The organism is Micrococcales bacterium (assembly GCA_016703125.1).
Classification (GTDB): Bacteria; Actinomycetota; Actinomycetes; order S36-B12; family UBA10799; genus JADKAV01.
In genome coordinates this window covers 83455-108155 of the sequence record JADJCR010000004.1, presented here as the reverse complement: position 1 = coordinate 108155, position 24701 = coordinate 83455, and the positions used below count along the sequence as shown (strand labels likewise).

Annotated in this window: 27 protein-coding genes; 12 read left to right on the top strand and 15 right to left on the bottom strand. The window is 69.2% G+C overall.

Features of this window, described 5'->3' with window-relative positions:
• The first annotated feature begins 39 nt into the window (after positions 1 to 39).
• Together IPG68_07260 and IPG68_07255 are read left to right on the top strand one after the other, a co-directional pair.
• Positions 40 to 2040 carry an ATP-dependent DNA helicase UvrD2 gene (locus IPG68_07260; protein ID MBK6763076.1) on the top strand — a complete coding sequence of 667 codons (2001 nt, stop codon included), beginning with the start codon at positions 40 to 42 and terminating at the stop codon, positions 2038 to 2040.
• A gap of 161 nt (positions 2041 to 2201) precedes the next feature.
• Entirely contained in the window at positions 2202 to 2516 is a 315-nt protein-coding gene (locus IPG68_07255; GenBank protein MBK6763075.1) for a WhiB family transcriptional regulator, read from the top strand.
• Positions 2517 to 2537: 21 nt separating this feature from the next.
• Here the strand turns inward: IPG68_07255 and IPG68_07250 are convergent, their stop codons facing one another.
• Entirely contained in the window at positions 2538 to 3863 is a 1326-nt protein-coding gene (locus IPG68_07250) for an AarF/ABC1/UbiB kinase family protein (protein ID MBK6763074.1), read from the bottom strand.
• 110 nt (positions 3864 to 3973) lie between these two features.
• Between IPG68_07250 and IPG68_07245 the strand changes: the two genes are divergently transcribed.
• Positions 3974 to 4723, top strand: coding sequence for a hypothetical protein (locus tag IPG68_07245; GenBank protein MBK6763073.1), 750 nt, complete (start codon positions 3974 to 3976; stop codon positions 4721 to 4723).
• Positions 4724 to 4752: 29 nt separating this feature from the next.
• Here IPG68_07245 and IPG68_07240 read toward each other — a convergent pair whose 3' ends face one another.
• Positions 4753 to 4911 (bottom strand): hypothetical protein, encoded by a 159-nt coding sequence (locus IPG68_07240; GenBank protein MBK6763072.1) that lies wholly within the window; start codon positions 4909 to 4911, stop codon positions 4753 to 4755.
• A gap of 78 nt (positions 4912 to 4989) precedes the next feature.
• Here IPG68_07240 and IPG68_07235 point away from each other — a divergent pair, with 78 nt between their 5' ends.
• On the top strand, positions 4990 to 5802 hold the full coding sequence (locus IPG68_07235) for an enoyl-CoA hydratase/isomerase family protein (GenBank protein MBK6763071.1): 813 nt from the start codon (positions 4990 to 4992) through the stop codon (positions 5800 to 5802).
• Positions 5803 to 6213: 411 nt separating this feature from the next.
• On the opposite strand, the gene IPG68_07230 is transcribed toward IPG68_07235, so the two are convergent.
• Positions 6214 to 7491, bottom strand: a complete 1278-nt coding sequence (locus tag IPG68_07230; GenBank protein MBK6763070.1) for a zinc-dependent metalloprotease — start codon at positions 7489 to 7491, stop codon at positions 6214 to 6216.
• Between the two features lie 263 nt (positions 7492 to 7754).
• Here IPG68_07230 and IPG68_07225 point away from each other — a divergent pair, with 263 nt between their 5' ends.
• Positions 7755 to 8810 carry a PDZ domain-containing protein gene (locus IPG68_07225; protein MBK6763069.1) on the top strand — a complete coding sequence of 352 codons (1056 nt, stop codon included), beginning with the start codon at positions 7755 to 7757 and terminating at the stop codon, positions 8808 to 8810.
• Here the strand turns inward: IPG68_07225 and IPG68_07220 are convergent, their stop codons facing one another.
• Positions 8811 to 9206, bottom strand: a complete 396-nt coding sequence (locus IPG68_07220; GenBank protein ID MBK6763068.1) for a hypothetical protein — start codon at positions 9204 to 9206, stop codon at positions 8811 to 8813.
• Positions 9207 to 9296: 90 nt separating this feature from the next.
• Here IPG68_07220 and IPG68_07215 point away from each other — a divergent pair, with 90 nt between their 5' ends.
• Both IPG68_07215 and IPG68_07210 read left to right on the top strand, forming a co-directional pair.
• Positions 9297 to 12203: a UPF0182 family protein gene (locus tag IPG68_07215; GenBank protein MBK6763067.1), complete on the top strand. Its 2907-nt coding sequence runs from the start codon at positions 9297 to 9299 to the stop codon at positions 12201 to 12203.
• Between the two features lie 93 nt (positions 12204 to 12296).
• Positions 12297 to 13274 (top strand): pirin family protein, encoded by a 978-nt coding sequence (locus IPG68_07210; GenBank protein ID MBK6763066.1) that lies wholly within the window; start codon positions 12297 to 12299, stop codon positions 13272 to 13274.
• 26 nt (positions 13275 to 13300) lie between these two features.
• On the opposite strand, the gene IPG68_07205 is transcribed toward IPG68_07210, so the two are convergent.
• Entirely contained in the window at positions 13301 to 14140 is an 840-nt protein-coding gene (locus tag IPG68_07205) for an SDR family oxidoreductase (protein ID MBK6763065.1), read from the bottom strand.
• Between the two features lie 30 nt (positions 14141 to 14170).
• Here IPG68_07205 and IPG68_07200 point away from each other — a divergent pair, with 30 nt between their 5' ends.
• Positions 14171 to 14986, top strand: a complete 816-nt coding sequence (locus IPG68_07200; protein MBK6763064.1) for a class I SAM-dependent methyltransferase — start codon at positions 14171 to 14173, stop codon at positions 14984 to 14986.
• Here IPG68_07200 and IPG68_07195 read toward each other — a convergent pair.
• Positions 14976 to 15251: an N-acetyltransferase gene (locus IPG68_07195; GenBank protein ID MBK6763063.1), complete on the bottom strand. Its 276-nt coding sequence runs from the start codon at positions 15249 to 15251 to the stop codon at positions 14976 to 14978. The genes IPG68_07200 and IPG68_07195 overlap by 11 nt on opposite strands.
• A 146-nt stretch (positions 15252 to 15397) precedes the next feature.
• On the bottom strand, positions 15398 to 16660 hold the full coding sequence (locus IPG68_07190) for a cation:proton antiporter (protein ID MBK6763062.1): 1263 nt from the start codon (positions 16658 to 16660) through the stop codon (positions 15398 to 15400).
• 47 nt (positions 16661 to 16707) lie between these two features.
• On the opposite strand from IPG68_07190, the gene IPG68_07185 reads away from it, so the two are divergent.
• Positions 16708 to 17175, top strand: a complete 468-nt coding sequence (locus tag IPG68_07185) for a hypothetical protein (GenBank protein MBK6763061.1) — start codon at positions 16708 to 16710, stop codon at positions 17173 to 17175.
• Positions 17172 to 17591, top strand: a complete 420-nt coding sequence (locus IPG68_07180; GenBank protein MBK6763060.1) for an Rrf2 family transcriptional regulator — start codon at positions 17172 to 17174, stop codon at positions 17589 to 17591. Before IPG68_07185 ends, IPG68_07180 begins: the two co-directional genes overlap by 4 nt.
• Positions 17592 to 17595: 4 nt before the next feature.
• Here the strand turns inward: IPG68_07180 and IPG68_07175 are convergent, their stop codons facing one another.
• Genes IPG68_07175 through IPG68_07155 form a run of 5 tightly spaced genes read right to left on the bottom strand, consistent with a single transcriptional unit; the run spans position 17596 to position 20770 of the window.
• Entirely contained in the window at positions 17596 to 17790 is a 195-nt protein-coding gene (locus IPG68_07175; GenBank protein ID MBK6763059.1) for a ferredoxin, read from the bottom strand.
• Positions 17790 to 18860: a hypothetical protein gene (locus IPG68_07170; protein MBK6763058.1), complete on the bottom strand. Its 1071-nt coding sequence runs from the start codon at positions 18858 to 18860 to the stop codon at positions 17790 to 17792. The genes IPG68_07175 and IPG68_07170 overlap by 1 nt, the downstream gene beginning before the upstream one ends.
• On the bottom strand, positions 18829 to 19569 hold the full coding sequence (locus tag IPG68_07165) for a ferric reductase-like transmembrane domain-containing protein (GenBank protein ID MBK6763057.1): 741 nt from the start codon (positions 19567 to 19569) through the stop codon (positions 18829 to 18831). The genes IPG68_07170 and IPG68_07165 overlap by 32 nt, the downstream gene beginning before the upstream one ends.
• On the bottom strand, positions 19566 to 20447 hold the full coding sequence (locus IPG68_07160; protein MBK6763056.1) for an FAD:protein FMN transferase: 882 nt from the start codon (positions 20445 to 20447) through the stop codon (positions 19566 to 19568). The genes IPG68_07165 and IPG68_07160 overlap by 4 nt, the downstream gene beginning before the upstream one ends.
• On the bottom strand, positions 20444 to 20770 hold the full coding sequence (locus tag IPG68_07155) for a hypothetical protein (GenBank protein MBK6763055.1): 327 nt from the start codon (positions 20768 to 20770) through the stop codon (positions 20444 to 20446). Before IPG68_07155 ends, IPG68_07160 begins: the two co-directional genes overlap by 4 nt.
• Positions 20771 to 20959: 189 nt before the next feature.
• Between IPG68_07155 and IPG68_07150 the strand changes: the two genes are divergently transcribed.
• Together IPG68_07150 and IPG68_07145 are read left to right on the top strand one after the other, a co-directional pair.
• Positions 20960 to 21679 carry a sulfite exporter TauE/SafE family protein gene (locus IPG68_07150; protein MBK6763054.1) on the top strand — a complete coding sequence of 240 codons (720 nt, stop codon included), beginning with the start codon at positions 20960 to 20962 and terminating at the stop codon, positions 21677 to 21679.
• Positions 21673 to 21846, top strand: a complete 174-nt coding sequence (locus IPG68_07145; GenBank protein ID MBK6763053.1) for a hypothetical protein — start codon at positions 21673 to 21675, stop codon at positions 21844 to 21846. Before IPG68_07150 ends, IPG68_07145 begins: the two co-directional genes overlap by 7 nt.
• A gap of 3 nt (positions 21847 to 21849) precedes the next feature.
• Here the strand turns inward: IPG68_07145 and IPG68_07140 are convergent, their stop codons facing one another.
• From IPG68_07140 to IPG68_07130, 3 genes are all read right to left on the bottom strand, one after another.
• The gene (locus IPG68_07140; GenBank protein MBK6763052.1) at positions 21850 to 22059 is read right to left on the bottom strand and encodes a hypothetical protein; all 210 of its coding nucleotides are present in this window, start codon (positions 22057 to 22059) and stop codon (positions 21850 to 21852) included.
• Between the two features lie 111 nt (positions 22060 to 22170).
• Entirely contained in the window at positions 22171 to 23199 is a 1029-nt protein-coding gene (locus IPG68_07135; protein ID MBK6763051.1) for an ABC transporter ATP-binding protein, read from the bottom strand.
• Positions 23196 to 24683: an iron ABC transporter permease gene (locus IPG68_07130; protein MBK6763050.1), complete on the bottom strand. Its 1488-nt coding sequence runs from the start codon at positions 24681 to 24683 to the stop codon at positions 23196 to 23198. Before IPG68_07130 ends, IPG68_07135 begins: the two co-directional genes overlap by 4 nt.
• Positions 24684 to 24701: the final 18 nt, after the last annotated feature.

The following is a 24701-nucleotide window of genomic DNA, read 5'->3' as shown; positions in this document are numbered from 1 at the left end:
CACCGGGGTGTGAGGATCGGAACCGTGCAGCCCGAAGACATCCTGGCCCCACTCGACCCGGAGCAGCGTGCCGTCGCCCAGGCGGTGTCCGGTCCGGTCGTCGTCCTCGCGGGGGCCGGCACGGGCAAGACCCGGGCGCTGACCCACCGAGTCGCTTACGGCGTGGAGACCGGCGCCATGGATCCACGGCGCACTCTGGTGGTGACGTTCACCACCCGGGCGGCGGGGGAGTTCGGCCGGCGACTGCGGCAGATGGAGGTCGACGCGGTCCGGGTGCGCACGGTGCACTCCGAGGCGCTGCGCCAGTTGCAGTGGATGTGGCCGCGCACGGTCGGGGGGTCCGTGCCGCGCGTGCAGTCGTCAAAGATCCCGCTGGTGATCACGGCGCTGGCCAACCGCGGGATCCGGCTCGACGACTCCGGACGACGCGATGTGACCGGCGAGATCGAGCGGGCGAAGGCCATGGGTCTGGCGCCCGAACAGGCACCCTCCGACGGAGTGCTCGGGGAGCGGCTCGGCGAGGTGTACCAGGAGTACGAGGACGTCAAGAATGCGGCCGGGGTGGTGGACTTCGAGGACATCCTGCTGCTCAACGCCGGGCTGATCCGGGAGAACCTCACCGTCGCCGAGCAGGTCCGGCAGTGGTGCCGGTGGGTCACCGTGGACGAGTATCAGGACGTCTCGCCGTTGCAGCAGCAGGTGATCGAGGGATGGCTCGGTGACCGCGACGAGCTGTGCGTGGTCGGCGACCCCTCGCAGACGATCTACTCGTTCGCCGGCGCGCGCAGCGACTACCTGCTGGGCTTCGGTGCGCGGTGGCCTGAGGCGCTGACGCTGCGCTTGACCCGCTCGTATCGCTGTGCCCGGTCGATCATCGATCTGGCCAACACCGTGCTCGCGCAGGGTGATGCCCGCGGGCGGCTGACGCTGGCCTCGCAGCGGGACACGGCGGGGTCGGTCCGCACCAGCGTCTTCGACACCGAACTCGACGAGGCGGTGGCGGTGGTCGACCGTATCCGCGGGCTGCTCAAGGATGTGCCGGCCGAGCAGATCGCGATCCTGGTGCGCATCAACTCAGCCACAGCGCGTTTCGAGCGGGAACTGCAGGCCGCGGGGATTCCTTACACGGTGCGGGGCACGGCACGCTTCATGCAGCGCCCGGAGGTCAAGCGGGCGGTGTCCCTGCTGCGGGTGGCGGCCAAGCAGCCCGGGGAGGGTGACGTCGCGGACCGAGTGGCTGCGGCCCTCGAACCGGTCGGATACGCGCCCACCCCTCCGCTGGGGCAGCGCCAGCGCGAGGAGTGGGAGTCACTGGCCGCCCTCGTGGCCCTGGGCCGCTCGCACGAGTCCCTGGAAAGCCTCGTGGCCGACCTGGACGATCGCGCGCTGAACGACGACGCGCCGGTCGCGCAGGCGGTGACGTTGTCGTCGCTGCATTCGGCAAAGGGGCTCGAGTGGGATGTGGTGTTCATGCCCGGCCTGTACGAGGGGGGCCTGCCGCTGCGCTACCAGGGGGAGTTCGTCGACCTGGAGGAGGAGCGGCGACTGTTCTACGTTGGGGTGACCCGTGCCCGCGACGCAGTGGAACTGTCGTACGCCCGCAGTGGCTCCCGCCGCGACCAGCGGGAGCCTTCCCGCTTCCTGCCCGCCGGCAAGCGGGTCGTCGCCCCTCGCGCGCGGACGGCGGCGAAGGCGCAGGGCTGCCGCGTGTGCGGCAAGCGTCTGAGCAGCGGGGTCGAGCGTGCCCTGGGCACGTGCCGGACCTGTCCGGCAGAGGTGTCGATGGACCTCGTCGAGCAGTTGCGCGGGTGGCGGACCGCCGTGGTGGAGCAACGCCGTCGCGAGACCGGGAAGGCCGTGCCCGCGTTCCTGGTGGCTACGGACGCGGTGCTGATCGGTATCGCCCGCGCCCGGCCGTCGGACGCCAAGGAGTTGGCGGGGGTGCGCGGCATCCAGCGCAGCGTGGTCGCTGCACACGCCGATGAACTGCTGGCCATCGTTGCCGGAAACCCCGTTGCCGATCCCGGCGGTCAGGCGTAACCTTGCCGGGTACGCACCGCAAGGAAGGGAGTCCGGCGATGACCACCACCACGTTCACCGTGGCAGCCTTCGCCGCTGCCGACTGTGCGGTGCGTCCCGGGTAGCACAGGTCGTAAGACCCTCAGGCCGCGGCGCGAACCGCGGCCTTTTTGTTTGTCCAGATGGAGGTGAGAGAGATGGCTGTCCCGATGCCATGCGTGACTGGTCCCGCTGACCTGTGGTTCTCCGACGTGCCCGCCGACATCGAGCGCGCCCGTCGGTTGTGCCTTGGCTGCCCGCTGCGCAGGGAGTGCCTCGTCGGAGCGCTCGAGCGCGGCGAGACCTGCGGGGTGTGGGGTGGTGAACTGTTCCGCGGCGGGATGCCGGTGCCGGCGCCCAAGCGCAACGGCCGGCCACCGAAGGACGCGGCGGCCATCCAGGCCCGGCAGCAGCAGCAGATGGTCCGTCGGATCGACGAGGTCCTGGCGTCCGCGTGAGGTGCCGGGTGACGTTCCGGCTCAGTCTGCGGCGAAACCCGGTACCCAGCGCTCGATCTCAGCGCGGGTGGGGACGTTCGCACCGAGTTGGCACAGCACCCCCACACATCCGAGCCAGACCCGGTGGATCAGGAGGTAGTTGGGAGGCAGATTGAGTTTGAAGCCGACGGTGAATTCCTCGCTGCGGGGATCCTTCAACCGCATGAACTCCCCCCGCAGCCATTCCCGGGAGTAACTGAAGGTCTCGTAGCGTGCCGGTTCGACCAGTGGCATGAGGTAGTCCAGCAATGCCTGGGCTTCCAATGTCACGGAACTCTTGACGAAACCCTCCTCCCGCAGGCCCTCCAGGACCCCATCTGCGTCGTCCATCATCGCGATGCGCAGCAGGCGCCCCAAGGCGGGCGGCAGGCCGTCGGGAAGGTGCGCGACCGCTCCGAAGTCCAGCACTGCGAGTCTGCCGTCGTCGGTGTACCGGTAGTTGCCGGGATGCGGGTCCGCGTGCAGCAGGCCCGCGCGCTGCGGCCCGGACAACAGGAATCGCTGGTAGAGCGTCCCGCTGCGATCACGCTGCTCCTGGGTGCCGTCGGCGATGATGTGAGCCAACCCAACCCCGTCCACCCACTCGCTGACCAGGACCATCGGTGCGGCGGCAAGCACATGCGGCACCCGGAACTCGGGGTCGCCCTCGAACGCCACGGCGAACGCGCGCTGGGACTGCGACTCCCGCAGGTAGTCGAGCTCTTCGGAGACCCTGGCCCGCAGTTCCTCGATGAGCGGCTTGATGTCCATGCCGGGGACCATGCCGCCGAACATGCGCCCCATGCGGGCCACCTGATTGAGGTCGCTCATGAGGGCCTTGGCGGCGCCGGGGTACTGGACCTTGACCGCCACGGTGCGCCCGTCCCGGTACACAGCGCGGTGCACCTGCCCGATGGACGCGGCGGCCGCCGGGTCGTCGTCGAACTGCGCGAACCGCTCGCGCCAGTCCGCACCCAACTGGTCGGCCAGCACGTCGTGCACGGTCTGTGCGGGCATCGGCGGTGCCGCGTCCTGCAGGCGCGTCAGAGTGGCGCGATACGGCCCGGCCATCTCCTCCGGCAGTGCCGCCTCGAACACGCTGAGGGCCTGCCCGAACTTCATGGCGCCGCCCTTGAGCTCGCCGAGCACCTTGAACATCTGCTCTGCGGTGCGCATCTGGATCTCGGTGGCCACGACCTCAGCGGGCTTGCCCCCGATGCGCTTGCCCAGGCCCAGCGCAGTGCGGCCGGCATAACCCAGCGGCAGGCTGGCCATTCGGGCGGTGCGGGCGACAGCGCGTTTCGGGATCGGAGTGCTGTCGTCGGCCATGCCCCGATTCTGCTATGGCTTGACGGAAGGCACCAATGGCATGGCCGTTAGCACATCCGGGCTGTGGATCGTGGCAGCGATCCACAGGCGGTGCGGGGGAGCATCAGGGTATGGCTCTTCGGCTCATCGGCAATCCCGTCCTGGCCTGGCGCGACGACCGGACGCTTCAGATCGGGTGGGGGGCGCACAGCCTGCAGGTGGAGCACGCACCGGCCCAACTGCCCCAATGGCTGACCATGCTGCACTCGTCGCGTGACCGGTCGCGGGCACTGGCAGCAGCAGTGGACTGTGGAGTCCCGGTGGACCGGGCGGAGCAGATCCTGGCCGACCTGCGGCGGGTCGGATTACTCGAGCCCCCATCGGCCGTACAGGTGGCGCTGCACTGCACCGGGCTGATCGACGAACCTCTGCGAGCCGCATTGCGGCAAGCCGGGGTGCAGGTCGTTGCCGGCGCACACGTCACGGTCTTCCCGCAGGGTCAGTTGCCCTCCTTGCTCACGGCGCCGGGCGGCTGCAGCCGGCTGGTTCCAGTCTGGTTCGGGGCTCGTGCGGTTCATGTGGGTCCGGTCATCGACGAGGGGCGCGGTCCGTGCCCTCGCTGCGTCGACCTGACGTGGGCCGATGCCGACACGTCGTGGTGGAGCATCGCGGCCCAGGCCGGCAGCGTGCCGGTGTGGCACGAGCCGGCGCAACTGGCGCTGGCCGCCGGCGCGATCGCCCACATCGCCACTGCAGAGCAGACCGTGGGCCTGGAGATGATCTTCGACCCGGAGCGCCCGGGTCCGGCATGGCGGGTGTGGCAGATCCATCCCCGCTGCGGCTGCCAACGGCCGGACGTGACGAACGGCGGGCCCCGGTGATGTCACCGGAGCCCGCCGTCCTCGGCGATCTAGTTCGCCTTGCCCAGAATTCGGGTCACCGTGGTGCCGCATTCGGGGCACTTGCCCTTGGCGATACGCCGGCCGTTGGTCTCGTGCACCTCGCCGTTGAGCGGCCGCTTGGTCTTGCACTTGACGCAGTAGCCTTCGCCTTCGTAGGTCTCAGCCATGTTCCACTCCCTCTCGCCCCACATGTGCGCGAGGCTGAACGTTCCTTCGCCGAAATGCTACGGGCATAGGGTGCGCCTATGACACTCACCCCACCCCTTTCGTCGCTCACCGCAGACGCCGATCACCTGGTCGTGTGCCTGCACGAGTCGGGTATCGCCGAGGTGGTGCTGGCCAATCCGGCCCAACGCAACGCGATGTCAGGTGCCATGACCCGCGCCTGGGCCGGGGCCATGGCGCAGTTGCGGGAACAGCCCGGGTTGCGGGCGGTGCTGGTCCGCGGGGAGGGCGGTGCCTTCTGTGCCGGCGGGGATCTCGGTTGGCTGGCCGAGGGCGGTGCCGACGGGGTCGAGGTGCTGAGTCGGCGCATGAGTGCCTTCTACGCCGACTGGCTGTCGATCGCGCAACTGGCGGTCCCCACCGTCGCGTTCGTCGAAGGCCCGGCCATCGGCGCCGGTGCTGCCGTCGCGCTCGCGTGTGACATCCGCTGGGTCGGGCAGTCGGCGCGGTTCTCGGTCCCGTTCACGCGGCTCGGCCTGCACGCCGGTATGGGCACCACCTTCCTGCTCACCCAGGCCGCCGGCCCAGCGCTGGCCCGCGACCTGCTTCTCACCGGTCGCAGCCTCGACGCCTCGCAGATGCTGGCCGCGGGCATCGCCACGCGCCAGGTGACCACCGACGACGTGCTGGTCGAGATGGCCCAGATCGCCGGCAACGCCCCGATCGCCGTGCGGTTGACCAAGCAGGGTCTGTCGCCGGCGCCGCCCTCCTCGCTGGCAGAGGCAGTGCGCTGGGAGGCGCTGGCCCAGCCCGTGACGATGACCACCGCAGACGTCCAGGAGGGCCTGCGCGCCGCCCGTGAACGACGCGACCCGGTGTTCGACGGGCGATAGCGACGCGGACCAGCGCTGCGGCGAGGTTGGAGGTCGTCCACGAGGTTGGAGGACCCACGTGTGGATTCTCCAACGCGGTGCACGTTCTCCAACGCGGTGGACAGATCGAGGGAAGCCCCAAGACAGAGCGAAGCCCCCGGTTGTTCGGCGTCCCGGCTTCCCCTCCGGTTCGCCTCCCTCGCGGGGGCTTCGTTCACGACTGACGTTAGGGGCGCCGGGAAAGGCCCGTCCAGACGATCCGGCGGCCATGTGTCCACCGTTGTGGACAGACCTGTGGATGACCGGGGGACGGCCTGTCCATGAGGGTGTGTACAGCTGGGGACAAGCGCACAGTCAGCTCCGATCGTGTCGCGCCGACGCGCCGCCTGATCAGGCGGTTCGGTTATGCACCGCCTGTTGACAGCAGATTCCTCAGCCTTCGAGTTCGCCGGTGTCGCGCAACCACGTGGTCGGGTCAGCCAGGTCGTCGGCGGTGGGAATGAAGTCCGGGTGGCGCCACACGCCGTCCCGTCCGTCGATACCGCGCAGGTCCCGCAACGTCGCCCACAGCGCGCTGGCCTCCCGCAAAGCACGGGGGCGCAGTTCCAGGCCGATCAGGGTGGCGAAGGTCTTCTCCGCGGGACCGCCCGACGCGCGCCGCCGCCGCATGGTCTCGCCCAGTCGCTCGGCTGACGGCATACGTCCGTCGATGCCGGCCGTCACGACGTCCTGCACCCATCCCTCGATCAGCGCGAGCAATGTCTCCAGGCGGGACAGCGCCTGCTTCTGCTCTTCGGTCTCAGCGGGTTCGAAGACCCCGGAGGACATGATCTCCTGCATCGCCTGCGGGTCGTTGGGGTCGATCCCGCGCAGGGCCTCCTGGATCTTCTCGGTGTCCACGGAGATACCCGAGGCGTAAGCACGCACGGCGGTCTCGACGGCGGTGCGCAGCCACGGCACGTGAGCGTAGAGCCGCTGGTGGGCGGCCTCGCGCAGAGCCAGGTAGAGGTAGAGGTCTCCCAGTTCCACGTCCAGGTCGGCGCCGAACGCCTTGACGTTCTCGCTGACCAGCGCCGGCCGTCCGTCGCCGGTGAGTGGCACCGTGACGTCGGCGGCACCGAGCACCTCGTCGGCCAGCACGGCCAGACCGTTGCCCACCTGTGCGCCGAACATCGCCGCACCCATCCGCTTCGCCATGTTCATCAAGGGTCCGGCGAGCTGGTTGAGGTCGGGCATGCCCTCGGGGAGGTTCTCCGGCAGTCCCGGGATGCCCAGATCCTGCAGGTTGACCTGGCCGAGGTCGGGCATGGTCGTCAGCGTCTGCTGGACGCCCTCGGCGATCGGTTCGATGATCTGCTGCCACGCGGGCCAGGTGTGCTCGAGCCATTCGCTGCGGCTCCACACCCCAGGAGTCGCGGTGCCGGCGGGGAACGTCGTGGCCGCGTCCAGCCAGACCTGCGCGAGGTCGAAGGCCTCGCCGATGCGGCGCACGTCGTTGTCGTTGACCGACGGGTCGCCCTTCTGGCTGATCGTCTGGCGCGCCAGGTTCTTGGCCAGGTCCCAATCGACCGGTCCGGCCACTTGGTTCTGGCCGCTCTGCAGCATCGCCCCGAGTTGTTGCAGCATCGCCCCGAGTTGTGACATGTCGAAGCCGGGGGTCTTCGGGTCGTCCGGGTCGGGGGAGAACCCGAAGGGTTGATCGCCACTCATCACTGCCGCCTGTTCGTATCGTCCGAGGTTCCAGGCTACGACGATCCTCACCCACCCGGCGTCAGCGTCCGGTTTCGCCCTCGGTGGAACGCGGCCCGGGCGCCGCGGTCCGCGCGTGCGTACCCTGAACGCATGGCCGTGTTGTGGTGGTGGCTCCCGGTGGTGCTGGTCACCGTGGTCGCCTGGTGGCGCTTGCGCCCGCGTGACGGCACGGCGCGGGACCGGGACCTGCGACGGCTGGGGCAGGTCCTGCGGGGTGATCGGTGAGGCGTTGGCTGAATACGCCGCGCAAACGGGTCGTGGCCCTGGCGCTGGCGTGCTGGCTGGCGTTGCTCGGCCTCATGGAGGTCGTCTCGGTTCCCTACGTCCGGATGGCGCCCGGCCCCATGTTCGACGTGCTGGCCGAGACCGATGGCACGGCAGTGATCGCGATCGACGGGGCCCGGACCTATCCCACCGGCGGCCGACTGGACATGACCACGGTGTCCGAGCGGGGCGGTCCGTTCGGGCACCTCACGTTGTTCGAGGCCTTCACGGGATGGTTGGACCCGTCCGTCGCAGTGGTGCCCACCGACATCCTCTACCCACCCGACGCCTCGCGTGATGCCGTGAAGCAGGCTGGCGCGGACCAGTTCGACGACTCCCAGCAGCGGGCCCGTATCGCCGCGTTGCGGGAGGTGGGAGAGCCGGTGACCACGCGGCCCTGGGTGATGGACGTGCTGCCCGGATCCCCGGCCGAGGGTGTGCTGGAGCACGGCGACGTGGTGCTTCGCGTGGACGGGCAGTCCGTGGCGGGTCCGCGGCAGATGGCGCGTGTGGTGCAACAGGCGGGTCCAGGTGCGACGGTGGAACTCGACGTGCGTCGCGACGGTAGCGATCGCCGCGTCGACGTGGTCGCCATCGCCAACCCGGAGGATCCCGGCAAGGGCTACCTGGGGCTGAGCCTGGGGGTCCTGGCGGACTCACCGGTGACAGTGGACTTCCATCTCGACGATGTGGGCGGACCGAGTGCCGGACTGGTGTTCGCCCTCGGCATCGTGGACAAACTCACTCCTGGGCAGTTGCTCGACGGCCGCTTCGTGGCCGGCACCGGCACGATGGACGACACCGGCAAGGTGGGGCCCATCGGCGGCATCGCCCAGAAGATGGCGGCTGCGTCCAGTCAGGGCGCTGCGATATTCCTGGCGCCGGCGGGCAACTGCGACGAGGTCCTCTCGTCGGCCCCGGAGGGATTGACGGTGGTCCCGGTGAGGACGCTGGCACAAGCCCGCGGGGTGCTCGACGGGACGATCCCCGCACCGCGGTGCCCCACCTCGTGATCACCCCTGCAGGGTGTCCCACAGCGCCCGCTCGAGACGCGGGGCGAGCCCGGGCCCGATGGCGACCTCGGCGTCGGTGTCGTGGCTGCGGTAACGCACGGCGGTGGCCACCCGCTGATCACGCATCGCGGCCGCGGTCAGCCGGACGTCGTGATCGGGTTCCAGGACGCGCTGGACGCTGATCGCGGCGCCTGCGACGTCACCCGGCCATGAAATCAGGGCTAGATCGGCCAGGACGTCCTCCCCGGTGCTGTCCCAGGGCTGCTCCACCAGGGAGACGCCGCCAACGGCATCGGCGACCAGTGCGAACAGCCGCGGAGGCTGCCGCCAGCCGTCATGGCAGACGTGGCGGTCGAGGTCCCGAAGCACGATTTCGAGGTCCGGAGTCGGGTGCATGTCACCATCGTTGCGTAGGGTTGACCCGTGACGTTCGACACCGCCACGAAACCTGCCCCGAGCCGTGGCCCGCGCGGCCGCGTGCTGGCCATGACGATTGCCGTGCTGGCCGGCTTGCTGGTGGTGTTCCTCATCTTCTCGGCGTTCTACACCGACCTGCTCTGGTTCCGGTCGGTGGACTTCGCCGGGGTGTTCACCACGCTCATCGGCACCCGGTCGGTGCTGTTCGTGGGATTCGGGCTCCTCATGGCGGTGGCGGTGGGGCTGGGCATGCTGGTGGCCTACCGGACCCGTCCCGACTACGACCCCCGGCTCTCGGCGAGCATGGAGGGCTATCGACAGAGCATCGAACCCATCCGTAAGTGGCTGCTGCTGGGTATTGCCGGCTTCCTGGGCATGCTCGCGGGCCTGTCGGCGACCTCCGAGTGGGGGCGCTGGCTGATGTTCCGCAACGGCGGATCGTTCGGGACCCAGGACCCGCAGTTCGGCATGGATGTCGGCTTCTTCGTCTTCAAACTTCCGTTCCTGCGCTACCTCACCGGCTTCGGTTTCATGTTGCTGTTCCTGACACTGCTGCTCGTGGTGGTCGTTCACTACCTGTACGGCGGCATCCGTCTGCAGAACGGCTTGCAGGCCACGGAGGCCGCACAGGTGCAGACCTCCCTGCTGCTCGGGCTGATCTGTCTGTTGAAAGCCGTGGCCTACTGGCTGGACCGCTACGCGCTGGCCCTCAAAGAGGAGGACTTCGTTGAGGGGTTCACCGGGCTGAAGTACCGCGACGTCGAGGCGGTGCTGCCGGCCAAGACGATCCTGGCGTTCATCGCCGTGGTCTGCGCGCTGCTGTTCTTCCTCAATGTCTTCCGCCGGACCTGGACGCTGCCCCTGATCGGCCTGGGCCTGCTCGCGGTCAGCGCACTGGTCATCGGCGGGATCTACCCGGCGATCGTGCAGCAGTTCCAGGTCCGGCCCAACGAGCCGGGCAAAGCCACATACATCAGCCGCAACATCCAGGCCACCCGTGATGCGTACAACCTCTCGGACACCCAGAGCGACGAGTATTCCGCGGTCGGGCAGCCGGATGCTGAGTCCTTGGCCGCGGACAAGGGCACGCTGGAGAACATCCGCCTGCTCGACCCGGCGATCGTGTCGCCCACGTTCCGGCAGTTGCAGCAGATCCGCACCTTCTACTCGTTCCCGGATGCGCTGGACGTGGATCGCTACCAGTTGCCCAGTGGGCGCAGCGGCGCCATCGTGAGCACCCGCGAGGTCGACCTGTCCGCGGTTCCGGCCGCGCAACGCAACTGGGCCAACGACACGCTGGTCTACACCCACGGGTACGGACTGGTGGCCGCCTATGACAACCGTGCGAACGCCGAGGGCGAGCCGGAGTTCTTCGCCGAGGACATTCCGCCGACCGGCGAATTGGAGATCGAACAGCCCCGGGTCTACTTCGGCGAGAAGTCGCCGACGTACTCCATCGTCGGTGGACCCGGCGGGCCTCGTGAGCTCGACTTCCCCGACGACACCAGTCCCTCGGGACAGCGCAACAACACCTACGAGGGCAACGGCGGGGTCCCGGTCGGGTCGCCGCTGAACCGCCTCATGTACGCCGCGAAGTTCTCCGAGCCGAACATCCTGCTGTCCAGCCTCATCGGCTCGGACTCCAAGATTCTGTACGACCGCGATCCGCTGACCCGGGTACGCAGTGTGGCGCCATGGTTGCGGGTCGATTCCGACCCCTATCCGGCGGTGGTGGACGGGCGGATCGTCTGGCTGGTCGACGGCTACACGACGACCGATGCCTACCCGTACTACGCGCGCCTGCGCTGGTCGGATGCGACCAGCGACTCGCTGACCGTGCGCCGCAACCTGAACATCGACCAGGACTACGTCAACTACGTGCGCAACAGTGTGAAAGCCGTGGTGGACGCCTACGACGGGACTGTCAGCCTCTACACCTGGGACGAATCGGACCCGATCCTGCAGGCGTGGTCGAAGTCGTTCCCCGGCACCTTGAAGCCGGCCAGCGAGATGCCGGAGGAACTGCAGGCGCACGTGCGGTACCCGGAGGACATCTTCAAGGCGCAGCGACTGGTGTACAGCCGTTACCACGTGACCGATCCCGGGTCCTTCTACTCCGGACAGGACTTCTGGTACGTCCCGACCGATCCCACCCAGCAGGCCGCCGGCAAGCCGCAGCCCCCGTACTACCTGACGTTGCGCATGCCCGACCAGGTCTCACCGGAGTTCCAGTTGACGACCACGTTCTCACCGGTCCGGCGGCAGACACTGGCTGCGTTCATGACCGCGAGTTCCGAACCGGGTCCCGGCTACGGCCGCTTGCGAGTCCTGCAGTTGCCGCGCAACAGTGTGATCCCAGGGCCGCTGCAGGTGCAGAACACCTTCGAGTCGAACCCCGAGGTCGCCTCGCAGTTGTCCCTGCTGCGCCGCGGTGGGTCCGAGGTGGAGTTGGGCAACCTGTTGTCGTTGCCGGTTGCCGGGGGATTCCTGTATGTGGAGCCGGTGTACGTCCGGGCCAGTCAGGACGGCTATCCGCTCCTGCAGCGCGTCCTGGTGTCCTTCGGTCAGCAGGTGGCCTTCGAGCGCAATCTGCAGGACGCGCTGGCCAAGGTGCTGGGGGCGTCGGTGCCCGAGCAGCAGGGTAAGGGCAAGACCAAGCAGACCACTCCGGAGCAGCGTTTGACTAAGGCCCTGGCCGATGCCGACGCGGCGTTGCAGGCCTCGGAGCAGGCGCTGCAGGAGGGCGACTTCACGGCATACGGCGAGGCCCAGGACGACCTGCGCGATGCCATCAACCGCGCCATCGAGGCTCAGCGGCAGATCGCGCAGACCGCACCGGAGGTCGAACCACTGCCCGAGACCTCCCCGGCCCCGGAGGCATCCCCGTCGCCGTCGGAGTCGTTGGACGTCGGCACGCCGGCCCCGGAGGTATCCGCTGACACCGAGGGCGTGTCCCTGCAGGTGCCCCCGGGTTGACGCCCGGCGACGAACAGGTCAGGGTCGAAGCACTGCAGCCCCGGGGGAATAGTTGTAGTGTCAACTATGTTCAAGGGGGTGTAAGGAGGCACCATGCCAGCCATCACTGTCGACGACGTCACCGTCCTGCCCCGGGTTTCGGGCGCGCCCAGCCAGCCCCGCGAGGTGCTGTCCGTGACCACTGCCCCCCGCGGCTTCGAGGGGGAGGGCTTCCCCGTCCACCGGGCTTTCGCCGGGGTACCTCTGGAGTGGCTCGACCCGTTCATCCACATGGACCAGATGGGCGAGGTGGAATACGCCGCCGGTGAGCCCAAGGGAACGCCATGGCACCCGCACCGCGGCTTCGAGACCGTGACGTACATCATCGACGGCACGTTCGAGCACGCCGACTCCCAGGGTGGCGGCGGCCTGATCACCAACGGGGACACCCAGTGGATGACCGCCGGATCGGGGTTGCTGCACATCGAGCGCCCGCCAGAGGATCTCGTGGCCTCCGGTGGCCTGTTCCACGGTGTTCAGTTGTGGGTAAACCTCCCGCGCACCCAGAAACTCGCCACCCCTCGCTACCAGGACCTGCGGGCCAGTCAAGTGGGCCTGGCCACGACGCAGGACGCCGGCGCTCTCATCCGCGTCATCGCCGGCGAAGTGGGCGGCATCACGGGCCCCGGGATCACCACGACCCCGATTTCGATGGCCCACGTCTCGGTGTCCAAAGGCGCCCAGGTGCGCCTACCCTGGCGCCCGGACTTCAACGCGTTGCTCTACGTGCTCGCCGGTCGCGGTGAGGTCAACGGAGCGGCGATCCACGCCGGGCAACTCGCCGTGTTCGGCCCCGGTGACGAGGTGCGCTTCGGCGCCGACGCCACCCAGGACTCCCGCACGCACGACATGGAGGTCCTGCTGCTCGGCGGTGCCCCGATCCGCGAGCCGATCGCTTGGATGGGCCCGTTCGTGATGAATACCAAGGCCGAGGTTATGCAGGCGTTCGAGGACTTCCAGGCCGGCCGTCTCGGGACCATTCCGGCGCACGAGGGCTCGGCGGCCAGAGCGGTTGACGTCACCGCCAACTGAGGTGGCACTTCTTCACCAGTTCGCGGTCAACTGTTCGCACGCTCCAGGCGCTCGTTCTCGCGTTTGGCCCAGCCGACCAGGCGGGTGGCGTGTTTCTCCAGGTACGACGGCATGAGCCGCTGCACCAGCCACGCCAGGCGAGCCTGCCGGGGGGTCACGATGTAGGCCTTGTTCCGCGCGATCCCGTCAATCAGGTCGGTGACGAGACGTTCCACCGGGTAGATCCCGCCGGCGACCTTCGTGAGCAATGTGCGCGCCGACAGGCCCTCGTGCGGCGGTAGGTCCCGCGGGCCCCGGCTGTCCAGGATCGGGGTCTCCGTCGGCCCGGGGCACAGGGCAGTGACTCTGACGCCGTGCTGCGCGGCCTCCGGCCGCAGGCTCGTGGACAGCCCGACCACGGCATGCTTGGTCATGGCGTACGGCGCGAGCATGGGGCTGGGCACAAGTCCGGCCAGCGAAGCGGTGTTGACGATGTGTCCGTCGCCCTGCCGGATCATGTGCGGGTAGACGGCCCGGATGCCGTTGACCACGCCCATGATGTTGATGTCGACGATGCGCTGCCAGTGTTCGGCGGTCAGATCCTCGATGGGACCGCCCACTCCGATACCCGCGTTGTTGAAGATGAGGTCGATGCGGCCGTGATCGGCGACCACGCGGTCCACCAAGGCCGCGAAAGCCGGCCCGTCGCGCACATCGAGTTGTGCCGATTCCGCCTTCCCGCCTGAGGCCACGATGCTGGCCGCCACATTGTCCGCCGCGTCCCCGTCGATGTCGGCCAGGATCACGGTGTCGCCGTTGCGGGCCATCTGGACACCGGTCTGCGCGCCGATGCCTGAGCCGCCACCGGTGATGAGTGCTATCGCCATGGCACAAACCTACGACCTACGCTCGGCGACATGGACTCCTTCGAGGTCAACCGGCGCAACTGGGACGAGCGGGTGGCCCTGCACGCGGCGTCAGAGGACTACGCGCTGCAGCGTTTCCGTGAAGATCCAGCACACATCAGCGACGTGGTCCGGTTCGACCTGCCGCGACTCGGCGACATCACGGGGCTGCGGGCGGTGCACCTGCAGTGCCACATCGGCACCGACACCGTCTCGCTGGCGAGGCTGGGCGCACACGTGACAGGGCTGGACTTCTCGGCCCCCCGCGCTGGACGTGGCGCGATCGCTGGCCCAAGACAGCCGACAGGACGTCACCTTTGTTCAGGCCGACCTCTACGACGCCCGGAGGTGCTCGGCGAGGGCGGTTTCGATCTCGTCTTCACCGGCATCGGGGCCTTGTGCTGGCTGCCCGACATCGATCGCTGGGCAGGCGTTGTCGCGCGACTCATGGCGCCCGGCGCCCGGCTGTTCCTGCGCGAGGGGCACCCGGTGCTGTGGGCCCTGGACTACGAGAACCCCGACCTGCTCGCCCTGGAGTTCCCGTACTTCCAGACCGTCGCACCCCTGGTCGAGGACGAGGAGCAGACCTATGTCGTCACGCAGGAAACGTTGCAGAACAGAACGACCCACACCTGGAACCACGGCCTCGGCGAGGTCGTGACGGCCCTGCTGGAGCGGGGATTGCGCGTCACGCAACTCATCGAGCACGACAGTGTCCCGTGGAACCCGCTACCCACCCAGATGAGCCGACGGGGGGCCGAATGGGTGCTCTCCGACCGCCCTGAACGGCTGCCGCTGACCTACACCCTGCAGGCCGTCAAACCGTGAGGTCGGCCCACTGCGGGTGTTTGTGAAGGTAACTGCGCGCGTAGGGGCACTGCGCCACCACTGATTGCCCGTGATCGCGGATGTCCGTGAGGGCGGACTCCACGAGCCGGCCGGCGAGGCCCTGCCCGCTGAACTCCGCGGACACCTCTGTGTGCGTCAGCGTGAGCACGTCACCGTCCCGGGTGTACCTGAGCTGGCCGATGCGTCGGCCGTCCTTCAGCAACTCGAACTGGGTCGCAGTGCGCACGATCTCGACATCGCTCATGAGCTCATCCTGCCCGCGGACCGCACGCTGATACGCGCCCGCGAAAGGCGGTAGTGATGCGGATACCGGGGAGCCAGAACGATCGTCCGGATCTCTCCCGGATGCACGTATCACCAACGGTTGCGGCTGGGGGAGTGCACGGCGGTTCAGAAACCGCTGCGGCCCCGGGCCGGTTGCGGCTCCACCGAGGCGGTGGACTCGACCGGTGCCTGCGTGCTGCGTGCCCAGGCACCGTACCGGCGGGACAGCGGCCCGGCGCTGACCCCGTGGGCGAAGACGCTGATCAGGACGGTGAACGCGATGACTCCGGCCACCGGACCCATCACCGTGGCGTCAGCGCCGAGTTCCTCGAAGGCCAGCAGGCCGAACACGATCGTGGCCAGGCCACGCGGCCCGAACCAGCCGATGAACAGGATCGTCTGCCACCGGAAGCCGGTGCCGATCAGCGCCAGGAACACCGGCACCATCCGCAGGACGGTGAGGGCGAGCACGGCCAACAGCACCCACTGCCATTGGACTCCGACTTTGAGGACGGTCAGCAGGATGCCACCGGCGAAGAACCACACGACGAAGCCCAGCAGGTCCGCCGCGATCTCGATCACGTCGGACGTCTCGTGCTCCTCGTCGAGCGTGATGCTGGCCGCACCGAAGACCAGGCCGGCCACGAACGCCGTGATGAACACGTTCGCGCCGACGATCTCGGCGAGCCCGAACAGCACCAGGGGCACGGCGGCGGTGGCCAGTGCGCGGCCGCGGTGGCTGCTCCAACCGCGTTCCCGGCTGCGGTCCATGGCCCAGGCCGCGAGCAGGGCGACCACGGTGGCGCACACCAGAGCCAGTACGACCGGGACCACACCGACCTGCAGGATGCTCGGTTCGGAGTCGCCCGCCTCGGCCACCAGCGCCGAGAGGGCGAGCAGCACGATGGGGGTGGCCAGACCGTCGTTGAGCCCGCTCTCCACATTCAATCCGCGCCGGATGCGGGTGGGGACCACGGGATTCAGGACAGTGGGTGCGCCGAGTCCGGCGTCGGTCGGGGTGATCGACGCGGTGAGCAGCCAGGCGCCGGCCACGCCGATGGCTGGGAGCATCTCGCGCGTGAGCAGGAACGTGGCGAGCACCGCCAGCGGGAAGCCGATCAGCAGCAGGCGTGCCGCGATCCCCGGATCCTGCCGGAGTCTGGACAGTCTCACGGTGGAGGCGTCGTGGAACAGTACGACGACCAGCGCGAGTTCAGCGACCAGGTGGACCGCGCCGGTGTCGATGGGCATGTCCGTGCCCGCGAAGACGATGAAACCGGCCACCACGCTGAGCATGGGCGCGGTGAGATTGATCGCCGACAGGCGGCGCGAGACGAGGGTGAACACCAGTGCCAGGGCCGCCAGGACCGCGATGACTTCACCATCCACGCGCGCAGTCTATGCCCGGCTCGATCGCCGAAGGATACGGTTGGGGGATGCGATGGCTGCTGGCGATGATCTTCGGGCTCGGTCTGCTATCGGGATGCGGGACCAAGTCGTTCTCCGACGCGTTCGCCGTCGCCGTGGACAGCCCGCAGCAGGTCAGCATCTTCGACTCGCAGATGGGTCAGAGCGCCGAGTGGGCGGGTAAGACCATGGGGCAGGCGGCACCGGGCCAGCCGTACACCACCGAAGTCAGCAACGTCACCACCAAGATGATCTTCGACAACTCACCGCCGTCTTCCATACAGGTGGGGCTGTACCTTCCCGATGTGACCGACACCGGGTACTACGCCATCAGCATCCCGCAGGTCTCCGCTGGCTCGATCACCTATGAGGCGCCATTCGTGGCGTGGTACTCGCCGACTCCGGTCGAGCAACTCCCGCCGTTGCCGGTCGATCTGGACTTCACCGCCGGGCCCAACGGCTGGATCGTCAACGTGACGGTGAGTTCCCCGGCATGAGGCTCACCGGCAGAATCGTCTTCGCCATCCGTGCTGCGGCGGAACTGGTGGCACATGAGGACTACGTCGCGCTGGACGTGATCGCCGATGAACAGAATCTGCCCACCGACTATGTGCGATCGGCGATGTCGGATCTGCGCCGGGCCGGGATCGTGAGCACCCGCCGTGGCCGGGTCGGGGGCTACCGATTGGCCCGCCCTGCCAGTGAGATCACCTTGGCCGACATCATCCGGGCAGTCGACGGGCCGCTGACCGTGGTGCAAGGTGAGCGGCCGGACAACCTGGAGTACGCCGGGGCCGCCGCCGGCCTCGAGGACGTGTGGCTGGCGGTGCGCCGTGCCGAACGCCGGATCCTGGAGGCGGTGACGCTCGAGCATTTGGCGACCGGGAGGATGCCCCGCGAGGTGCGCACCTGAGCGCTCAGCGCCGCACCCGCAGCGCTGCCGCCGGGCACGTCGCCTGCGCCATGCGGGCGGCGTCGCGCAGGTCGTCGGGAACCTCACCGCGGGTCACGACCGGGTAGCCCCACTCGTCGAGGGTGATGAGTTCGCCCAAGGCGGCCGAGCAGACCCCGTGTCCCTCGCAGCGGCGCCAGTCGATGCTGATCGCGCTCATCACACCACCTCCGCGTGCAGGGAGCACCGGCCCGCGGCGTGCAGGGCGAGTTCCTCGGTGAGCAGTTGTTGCCCCGAACGCAGTGCGGCGATGGTGGCGGTCGGGTGGGCACACAATCCGCGTCCGCCCACGCGGTCGATGACCGTTCGTCCGGACCGCACGTCATCGCGGGCGGCGTCCAGACCGAGGATGCACGGTCCGCACTGCTTGGCGCCTTCGGCCACGAGGTGGTCGGTGATGGCCCGCAGGACCTCCGCGGGGCACGGGTCGTGCGGGATCGCGATGAGGGCCCCGGCTCCCCAATGGGCGCCCCGCGCGCGCAGGGCGGCGCGGTTGGCGGGGGTGGCCATCACGTCGTCGGTTACCGGCAGCCAACTGCCGTGCCAGCCGCCGGTGATGATCGCGGCGAGATCCGCGTCCGCTCCGGCGACGCGCAGCACGTGGCCCAGCGGGGTCCCGGGGTCCACCTCGATGACGCCGGCGTCGACCACCGCCCCGGAGACGGTGACCAGGCTGCTGGTGGCGGTGTACCCCCGAGCTGCCAGTGCCAGCCGGGCGAAGGTCTCCACGTTGCTGAGCAGCACCGGGCGGGTGCGCAACCCGGTGCGCATCGTCGGGGGTTTCGGCAGCGGCACGGGCTGGGCGGGTCCACCCTGCAGGGAGGAGATCACCGCGGATGCTTCGCCGGCGATGAACGTGTCAGGCCCCGGGCTCACGCTGATCCGCACGTCGCGGTCCCGGCGCTGCTCGATCGCGGCAGCCACCATGTCGATGACGTGCGAGCGGGTCGCCGGGATCCGGACCAGCACCTGCCGGGTACCCAGAGCCCGGGCCGCTGCCACAGCGCCGTCGAGCACCAAGTGCGGCACGTGGGTGAGCAGGATGGTGTCCTTGCCGCTCGCGGACTCGCCCTCCGAGCCGTTGACGATGACCGGGCCAGGTCGCGTGCCGGTCATGGAAGCCAGCTTGCGCGCGGTCGGGAACCCTGCGCCACCGGCGCCCACGAGGCCCGCGCGGTCGGCGGCCGCGGTGAGTTCCTCAGCACTCACCCGGGGCAACGGACCCCACATCTGCTGGTGCTGCTGCGCCCGCACGGACCAACCGGGGGTGACACCGGTCAGCAGTAGTGTGCCGGGGGCGAGCAGGCGATGAGGTGCGGGCGCGGCGGGCCCGCCGGCCACGGGGATTCCTGGGAGCAGCGCGGCGGGCCGGGTGTCGAGAGTCATCGGAGGGCCTCCAGGGGACGGTCGGGTGAGCGGTGGGTCGGGCGGGGACGGGTCGGCGGTTCATGCGGCGAAGCACGACGGCGGCGGTGACCAGGCCGGCGGAGGCCGCGGCCATGCCGATCATCAGCGGGGTGCCGGCGTCGGTGCCGACGGCCAGCGTGTGGATCCACACCAGCGCCCACATCGGGTAGGCCACGATGTGGGCCTTGCGCCACAGTCCCGGCGCCTGCTGGCGCATGGCCGAGGTGACGGCCAGCACGAGCAGCAGATCGAAGGCCACCGTGCCCACACCGACCCACAAGGGCTCCCACTGTGACGCGCCAGGAACCACGGCTGCGGCCAGCGGCACCGTCACCCAGCTGTCCAGGATGGCGAAGACGATGTGGGCCAGCACCAGGGAGATGCCGGCGACAGCCGCGGTGAGGTGCATGCTCACCGAGACCAGGCGACTGGTCGCATTGCGCACCGCCGGTCCGGCAATGCCCAGCGCGACGGACATCGTGAGGAACGCCAGGGCGACCAGTCCGGTGATACGGATCATCTCCCAGGTCATGCAGCCACCTCCAGCGGCCAGCGGCCGGTCGTCGTGATGGTGTCGGTCGAGACAAAGCGCGCATCGAGTCCCTTGTGGGCCAGCCAAGCCGGCGCGTCGTCCCCGAGGATCGTGGCGGCAGTCGCGGCGGCGTTGGCGTCGGTGGCCGTGGCCGCGACCACGCTCACCGCGTGCCACGGGGTCTGCGCGGACCGCCCCGTGCGCGGGTCGATGATGTGGTGCCCACCCTTCCACGCGCGGTGTCCGATCCCGCTGGTGGCCACGCCGCCGTCGATGAGGTCGACCGGAGCCGGCGGGACCCCCGGCAGTTCGCTGTCGGCCCAGACCGTCCACGGGGTCGAGGCGAGCACCCGGATGTCGCCGCCCATGTTGGCCAGCACGTCGTGCCCACCGCGACGGACCGCAACGGCCAGGCGGTCGGCCAGCCAGCCCTTGGCGATCGATCCGAGGTCCAGCGCCGTGTCGTGCGGGATCCGCACCTGTGCCGCTGCCCGGCCCGGGCGGATGCCCACCCCGCGCCAGGCGCCCTTGTGTGTGCCGGCCCGAGTGGCGGTCGGTTGTCCGGCCCACTGGTCGTACCCGGCCGCCTTGATGGCGCGGCCCAGCGTCGGGTCGACCAGGCCGCCGGTGGCGCGAGCGGCGTCCAGGCAGGCGGTGAGCACGCCGACGAAGCCCCAGGGGATCTCCACCCAGTGGCCAGCGGAGGTGTTGACCCGGGTCAGGGTGGAGTCCGTGCGGAACCGGCTGGCCAACTCGTCGAGTCGTGCCACCTCGGCATCCAGGGTGCGTTGCAGGGCACGCTCGAGGCCGCTGTCGTACGCAGAACGCACGCTGAGGCGCAACTGCGTGCGCCAGGTGTCCAGGCCGACCGTGATCATGACGACTTCGAGGTGTTGCTCTGGGTCTGGCCGCCGGTTTTGCCCTGGAAGGACGTGGACGGCGGAGCGGGCTGCAGGTGTTTGCCGGACGCCGAGTCCTCGTCGTAATCGTCGTCGTCATGGTCGTCCGACGGCGAGCTGTAGACGGTGACCCGGTCGTCCTGCGGGGTGGGCACGCTGTCGGTGGTGGCGGTGGCGTCGGCGGCGACCTGCGGGGAGCCTGCGGTGACCGTGTCGACGGCCATCACGGCCGCGCCGGCGCCAGTAGCTGCCAGCAGTGCTGCGCTCGCGGTCGTGGCGATGATGCGCGGTGTCGAACTCATGCTTCCACGGTGCGGGACGGGCGCTTCAAGGCTCCACCCGTCGCAACGTCAAGAACTCGCATGGGCCGACTTGATGCTCCCTTGACGTGCGCCGCGCGGCCATGAGGTGCATGTCACGTTCCATTCCCCACGCTTTCGTGGTAAAACTGCACTAAGTAACTCAAGTAATCCGCTTTCATAGGGAGTGTCATGCCGCTCATCGTCGTCTTCGCCATCGTCGGCGGGATCGCGCAGTTCGTCGACGGATCGCTGGGCATGGGCTTCGGCGTGACGTCTGCCACCCTGCTCACGCTGCTGGGTTACTCGGCCGTGGCGGCCTCCGCGGGAACCCACGCCGCGAAGATGGGCACGACATTCGTGTCCGGTCTGGCGCACTGGCGTGAAGGCAACGTCGAATGGCGGGTGCTCATCGCGTTGGCAGCCCCGGGCGTCGTGGGCGCCTTCACGGGAGCTGTCATCCTGACCAACGTGAGCATGGACGGTGCCCGCATCTGGATGGCCGCCATCCTGTTGCTGCTCGGCGTTTCGATCGTCATGCGATTTGCGTTCGGAAAGTCACTGGTCCCGCAGATGAAGGTCCGGACCCGTCACCTGTGGCCGATCGGGCTGGTCGGAGGGTTCGTTGACGCCACTGGCGGCGGTGGCTGGGGACCCGTCGCCACTCCGTCGATGATGACCGTGACCCGGCACGAGCCCCGCAAGGTGGTCGGCACCGTCAATGCGGCAGAGTTCGCCGTCGCGGTGGCCGCGTCGATGGGCTTCCTGGTCGGGGCGAAGGAGTCGCAGGTTCCGTGGGGTGCCGTGATCGGCCTCATCATCGGTGGCTTGATGGTCGCGCCGTTCGCCGCCCGCTTCGCCGGCAAGGCCCCCCGTGCACAGTCTCCGGCACGCTCGTCGGCGGCATGGTGATCATCAGCAACCTCGCCGTCGTGTTCAAACTGATCGGCATGCCCGGTGCGGTTGGCGGGGTCATCTGCGCTCTCGTCGCGGTCACGGCGATCGCCCTGGCCTGGCGGGTGCACAAGATGGACGTGAAGCCTGGCGAGAAGCCCCGCCAGAAGGTGTCTGTCAGCTGAGGCTCAGCCGCGCAGTGCCGCCTCGAGCGGCGTGATCTCGAGTCGCTGCATCTGCAGCATGACGCGGGCGACCTCGCCGCCACGCTCCGGGTCGCCGAGCCACTCCCAGAGGTGATCGATCTCCTGCTGGGTCGCGCACTTCTCCATGAGCGAGAACGCGTCCGAGAGTCCCGCCCGCGTTGAACAGGTGAGCGTCTGGCCGGCGAGACGCACTGTGGCAGAGGATATGCGCTCGTCGGATTGCAGTCCGGACTCGGCGGCGGGGGTGGCGAAGGGTGCCAGGGGTGGGGAGCGGTTTGTGGCGACGTGAGGTGCGGCGGCGCATCAACCTGTGCCGAAGAACATTCCCGGTCGGCGTACCCGCAATTCAACCCGGCTACCGGGAGTCACGGCCCGGCGACCGAGCACGCGGATCAGAAACTCCTGATCGCCGGCCAGCGCAGTGACCAGGGTGTCGTGCCCGTGGTACCGGACGGTGACCACCACTGCAGAGCTCAACGCGGGGCCGTCGCCGTCGAGGTGGAAGTCCTCCGGTCGGTGGATCAGTACCCCCTGCGCCCCGGCGGGGGCGGTCCCCGATGTGGGCAAAGGACCGAAGGAAGTCTCCACACTTCGCCCACCGGCACCCGTGGCAGGTATGACGACGGTGTCGCCGACGAAACGCGCGACGGCAAGCGAGACCGGTTGCGAGTAGATCTCGGCGGGGGCCGCGGACTGGGCGATGGTGCCACCCATCATGACGGCGACCCGGTCGGCCACCGCGAACGCCTCCTCCTGGTCGTGCGTCACCAGAACGGCGGTGGCGCCCGCGCTGCGCAGGGCGGTGAAGACATCCTCGCGGACGTCCTCCCGCAGGCCGGCGTCCAGGGCGGAGAAGGGCTCGTCGAGCAGGATCAAGGCAGGGGAGGGAGCCAGTGCTCGGGCGACCGCCACCCGTTGTTGCATCCCGCCGGACAGTTCGTGCGGACGCATGCGGCCGGTCCCGGGCAGGCCCACGAGTTCCAGCATCTGCTCGATCCGCGGGCGCCGTCCGGATCCGCGCAGACCGTATCCGACGTTGTCGGCAACACTCAGGTGCGGGAAGAGGGCACCCTCCTGCGGGACCAGCCCGACCCCGCGGCGCTCGGGGGCGACCCACGTACCCGGGCCGAAGACCTCGCGGCTGCCGATCATGATGCGCCCCGCACCGGGTCGTAGCAGACCCGCGATGCAGCGCAGCAGGGTGCTCTTGCCCGAGCCGCTGCTGCCCAGGATCGCGGTGATCGATGCGGACTCGACGTGCAGGTCGAGGTCGTGGAGGACTTCGGTGTGGCCGAACCGGATTCCCACCCCAGTGATGTCGATGCTGCTCATGCCCGGGCTCCTGCGAGCCGGGCCAGCAGGAACGCCGGAACGGCGGCGAGCACGACTAGGCCGGCCGCGAATGGGGCGGCCTGGCTGAACGAGCCCACCGAGGTGAAGGTCCACATCTCGGTGGCCAGGGTCTCGAAGCCGGTAGGACGCAGCATCAGTGTGGCCGGCAGTTCCTTCATGGCAGTGACCAGCACCAGTAGTGCGCCGGCCAGGATGCCCGGTGAGGACAGACGGGCCGTGATGCGTGCCCATGCCGCGGGTGCGGTGTCGCCGAGGCTGCGGGCCACCTCCTCCAGGGTGTGCGAGACCTGGGCTGTGGCTGACCGGATGGATCCGATGGCGTTGGCGAGGAAGAGCACGGCGTAGGCGAATCCCAGCATCAGCAATGTCTGATACAGCCGGGGCACCAGCGCCAGGGCGAGGTAGACCAGCGACAACCCGACGACGACCCCCGGCAGGGCATGCGAGACGAACGCCGATGACTCGACGGTGCGTGCGATGCGATCCCGGTACCTGGCAGCGAGCACGCCGATGGGCAGTGCGAGCAGCAGCGCGATGATCGCGCCGATGCCGGCGGCCTGCACGGTGTTGACGGTGGCTGCGATCCATTGGCCCGGATCCAGGTCGGCTTGGCGCGACTGCAACGTAAGGCGCACCAGCATCAGGGCCGGGAATCCCACTGCCACCCCGAACAGGCTGACGACCGCTGCCAGGGCCGGCCACCGCCACCGCCCGAGCGCGATGCGTTGCGGCTGCCGCGCCGTACCCCCGCCCACCCGCCACTGATGATGGCGGCTGCGCACGGCACGTTCGAGGCCCACGAACAGCAGCGCGAGGGCGACCAGCACCAGGGACAGCACGGCGGCGCTGGTCCGGTCGAAGGCAGCCCGGTAGGACGTGAAGATCACTCGGGTGAAGGTGTCGTAGCGCAGCAGGGAGACGGCGCCGAAGTCGCTGAGCGCGTAGAGCGCGCAGAGCAGCCCACCCGCGGCTGCCGCGGGCCACAGCAGCGGGGCGGTGGTGCGATGGAAGGAGCGAACAGGTCCGTCGCCCAGGGTCCGGGCGACCTCGTCGTAGGCGGGATCCACCTGGCGCAGGACCGCGGCCGCGGGCAGGACGACATACGGCAGGCTGACCAGGCTCAGAACGGCCCATGCGGGCACGAAACCGCTGATCGATGGGAACGCCGCCAACCAGGTGTAGGCCGCAACGTACGACGGGACGGCCAGTGGTAGGGCGGCGACGACCAGCCACCAGCGGCCACCCGGCAACTGGGTCCGCGTCAGCAGCCACGCCAGCGGCACCCCGACCCCGATGCATGTGCCGGCAACCGCGGCTGCCAGGCCGAGGCTGGCCAGCGAGAGTTGCAGCGTCCGTGGCCGGACCAGGACCTCCCAGACGCTCTCCCAGCCCGCGGATCCAGTGCGCACGATGAGGTACACCAAAGGGGCCAGCGACACCAGGGCCGCTCCCGCGGCGACCAGGTGCAGAAGGCTGAGCCG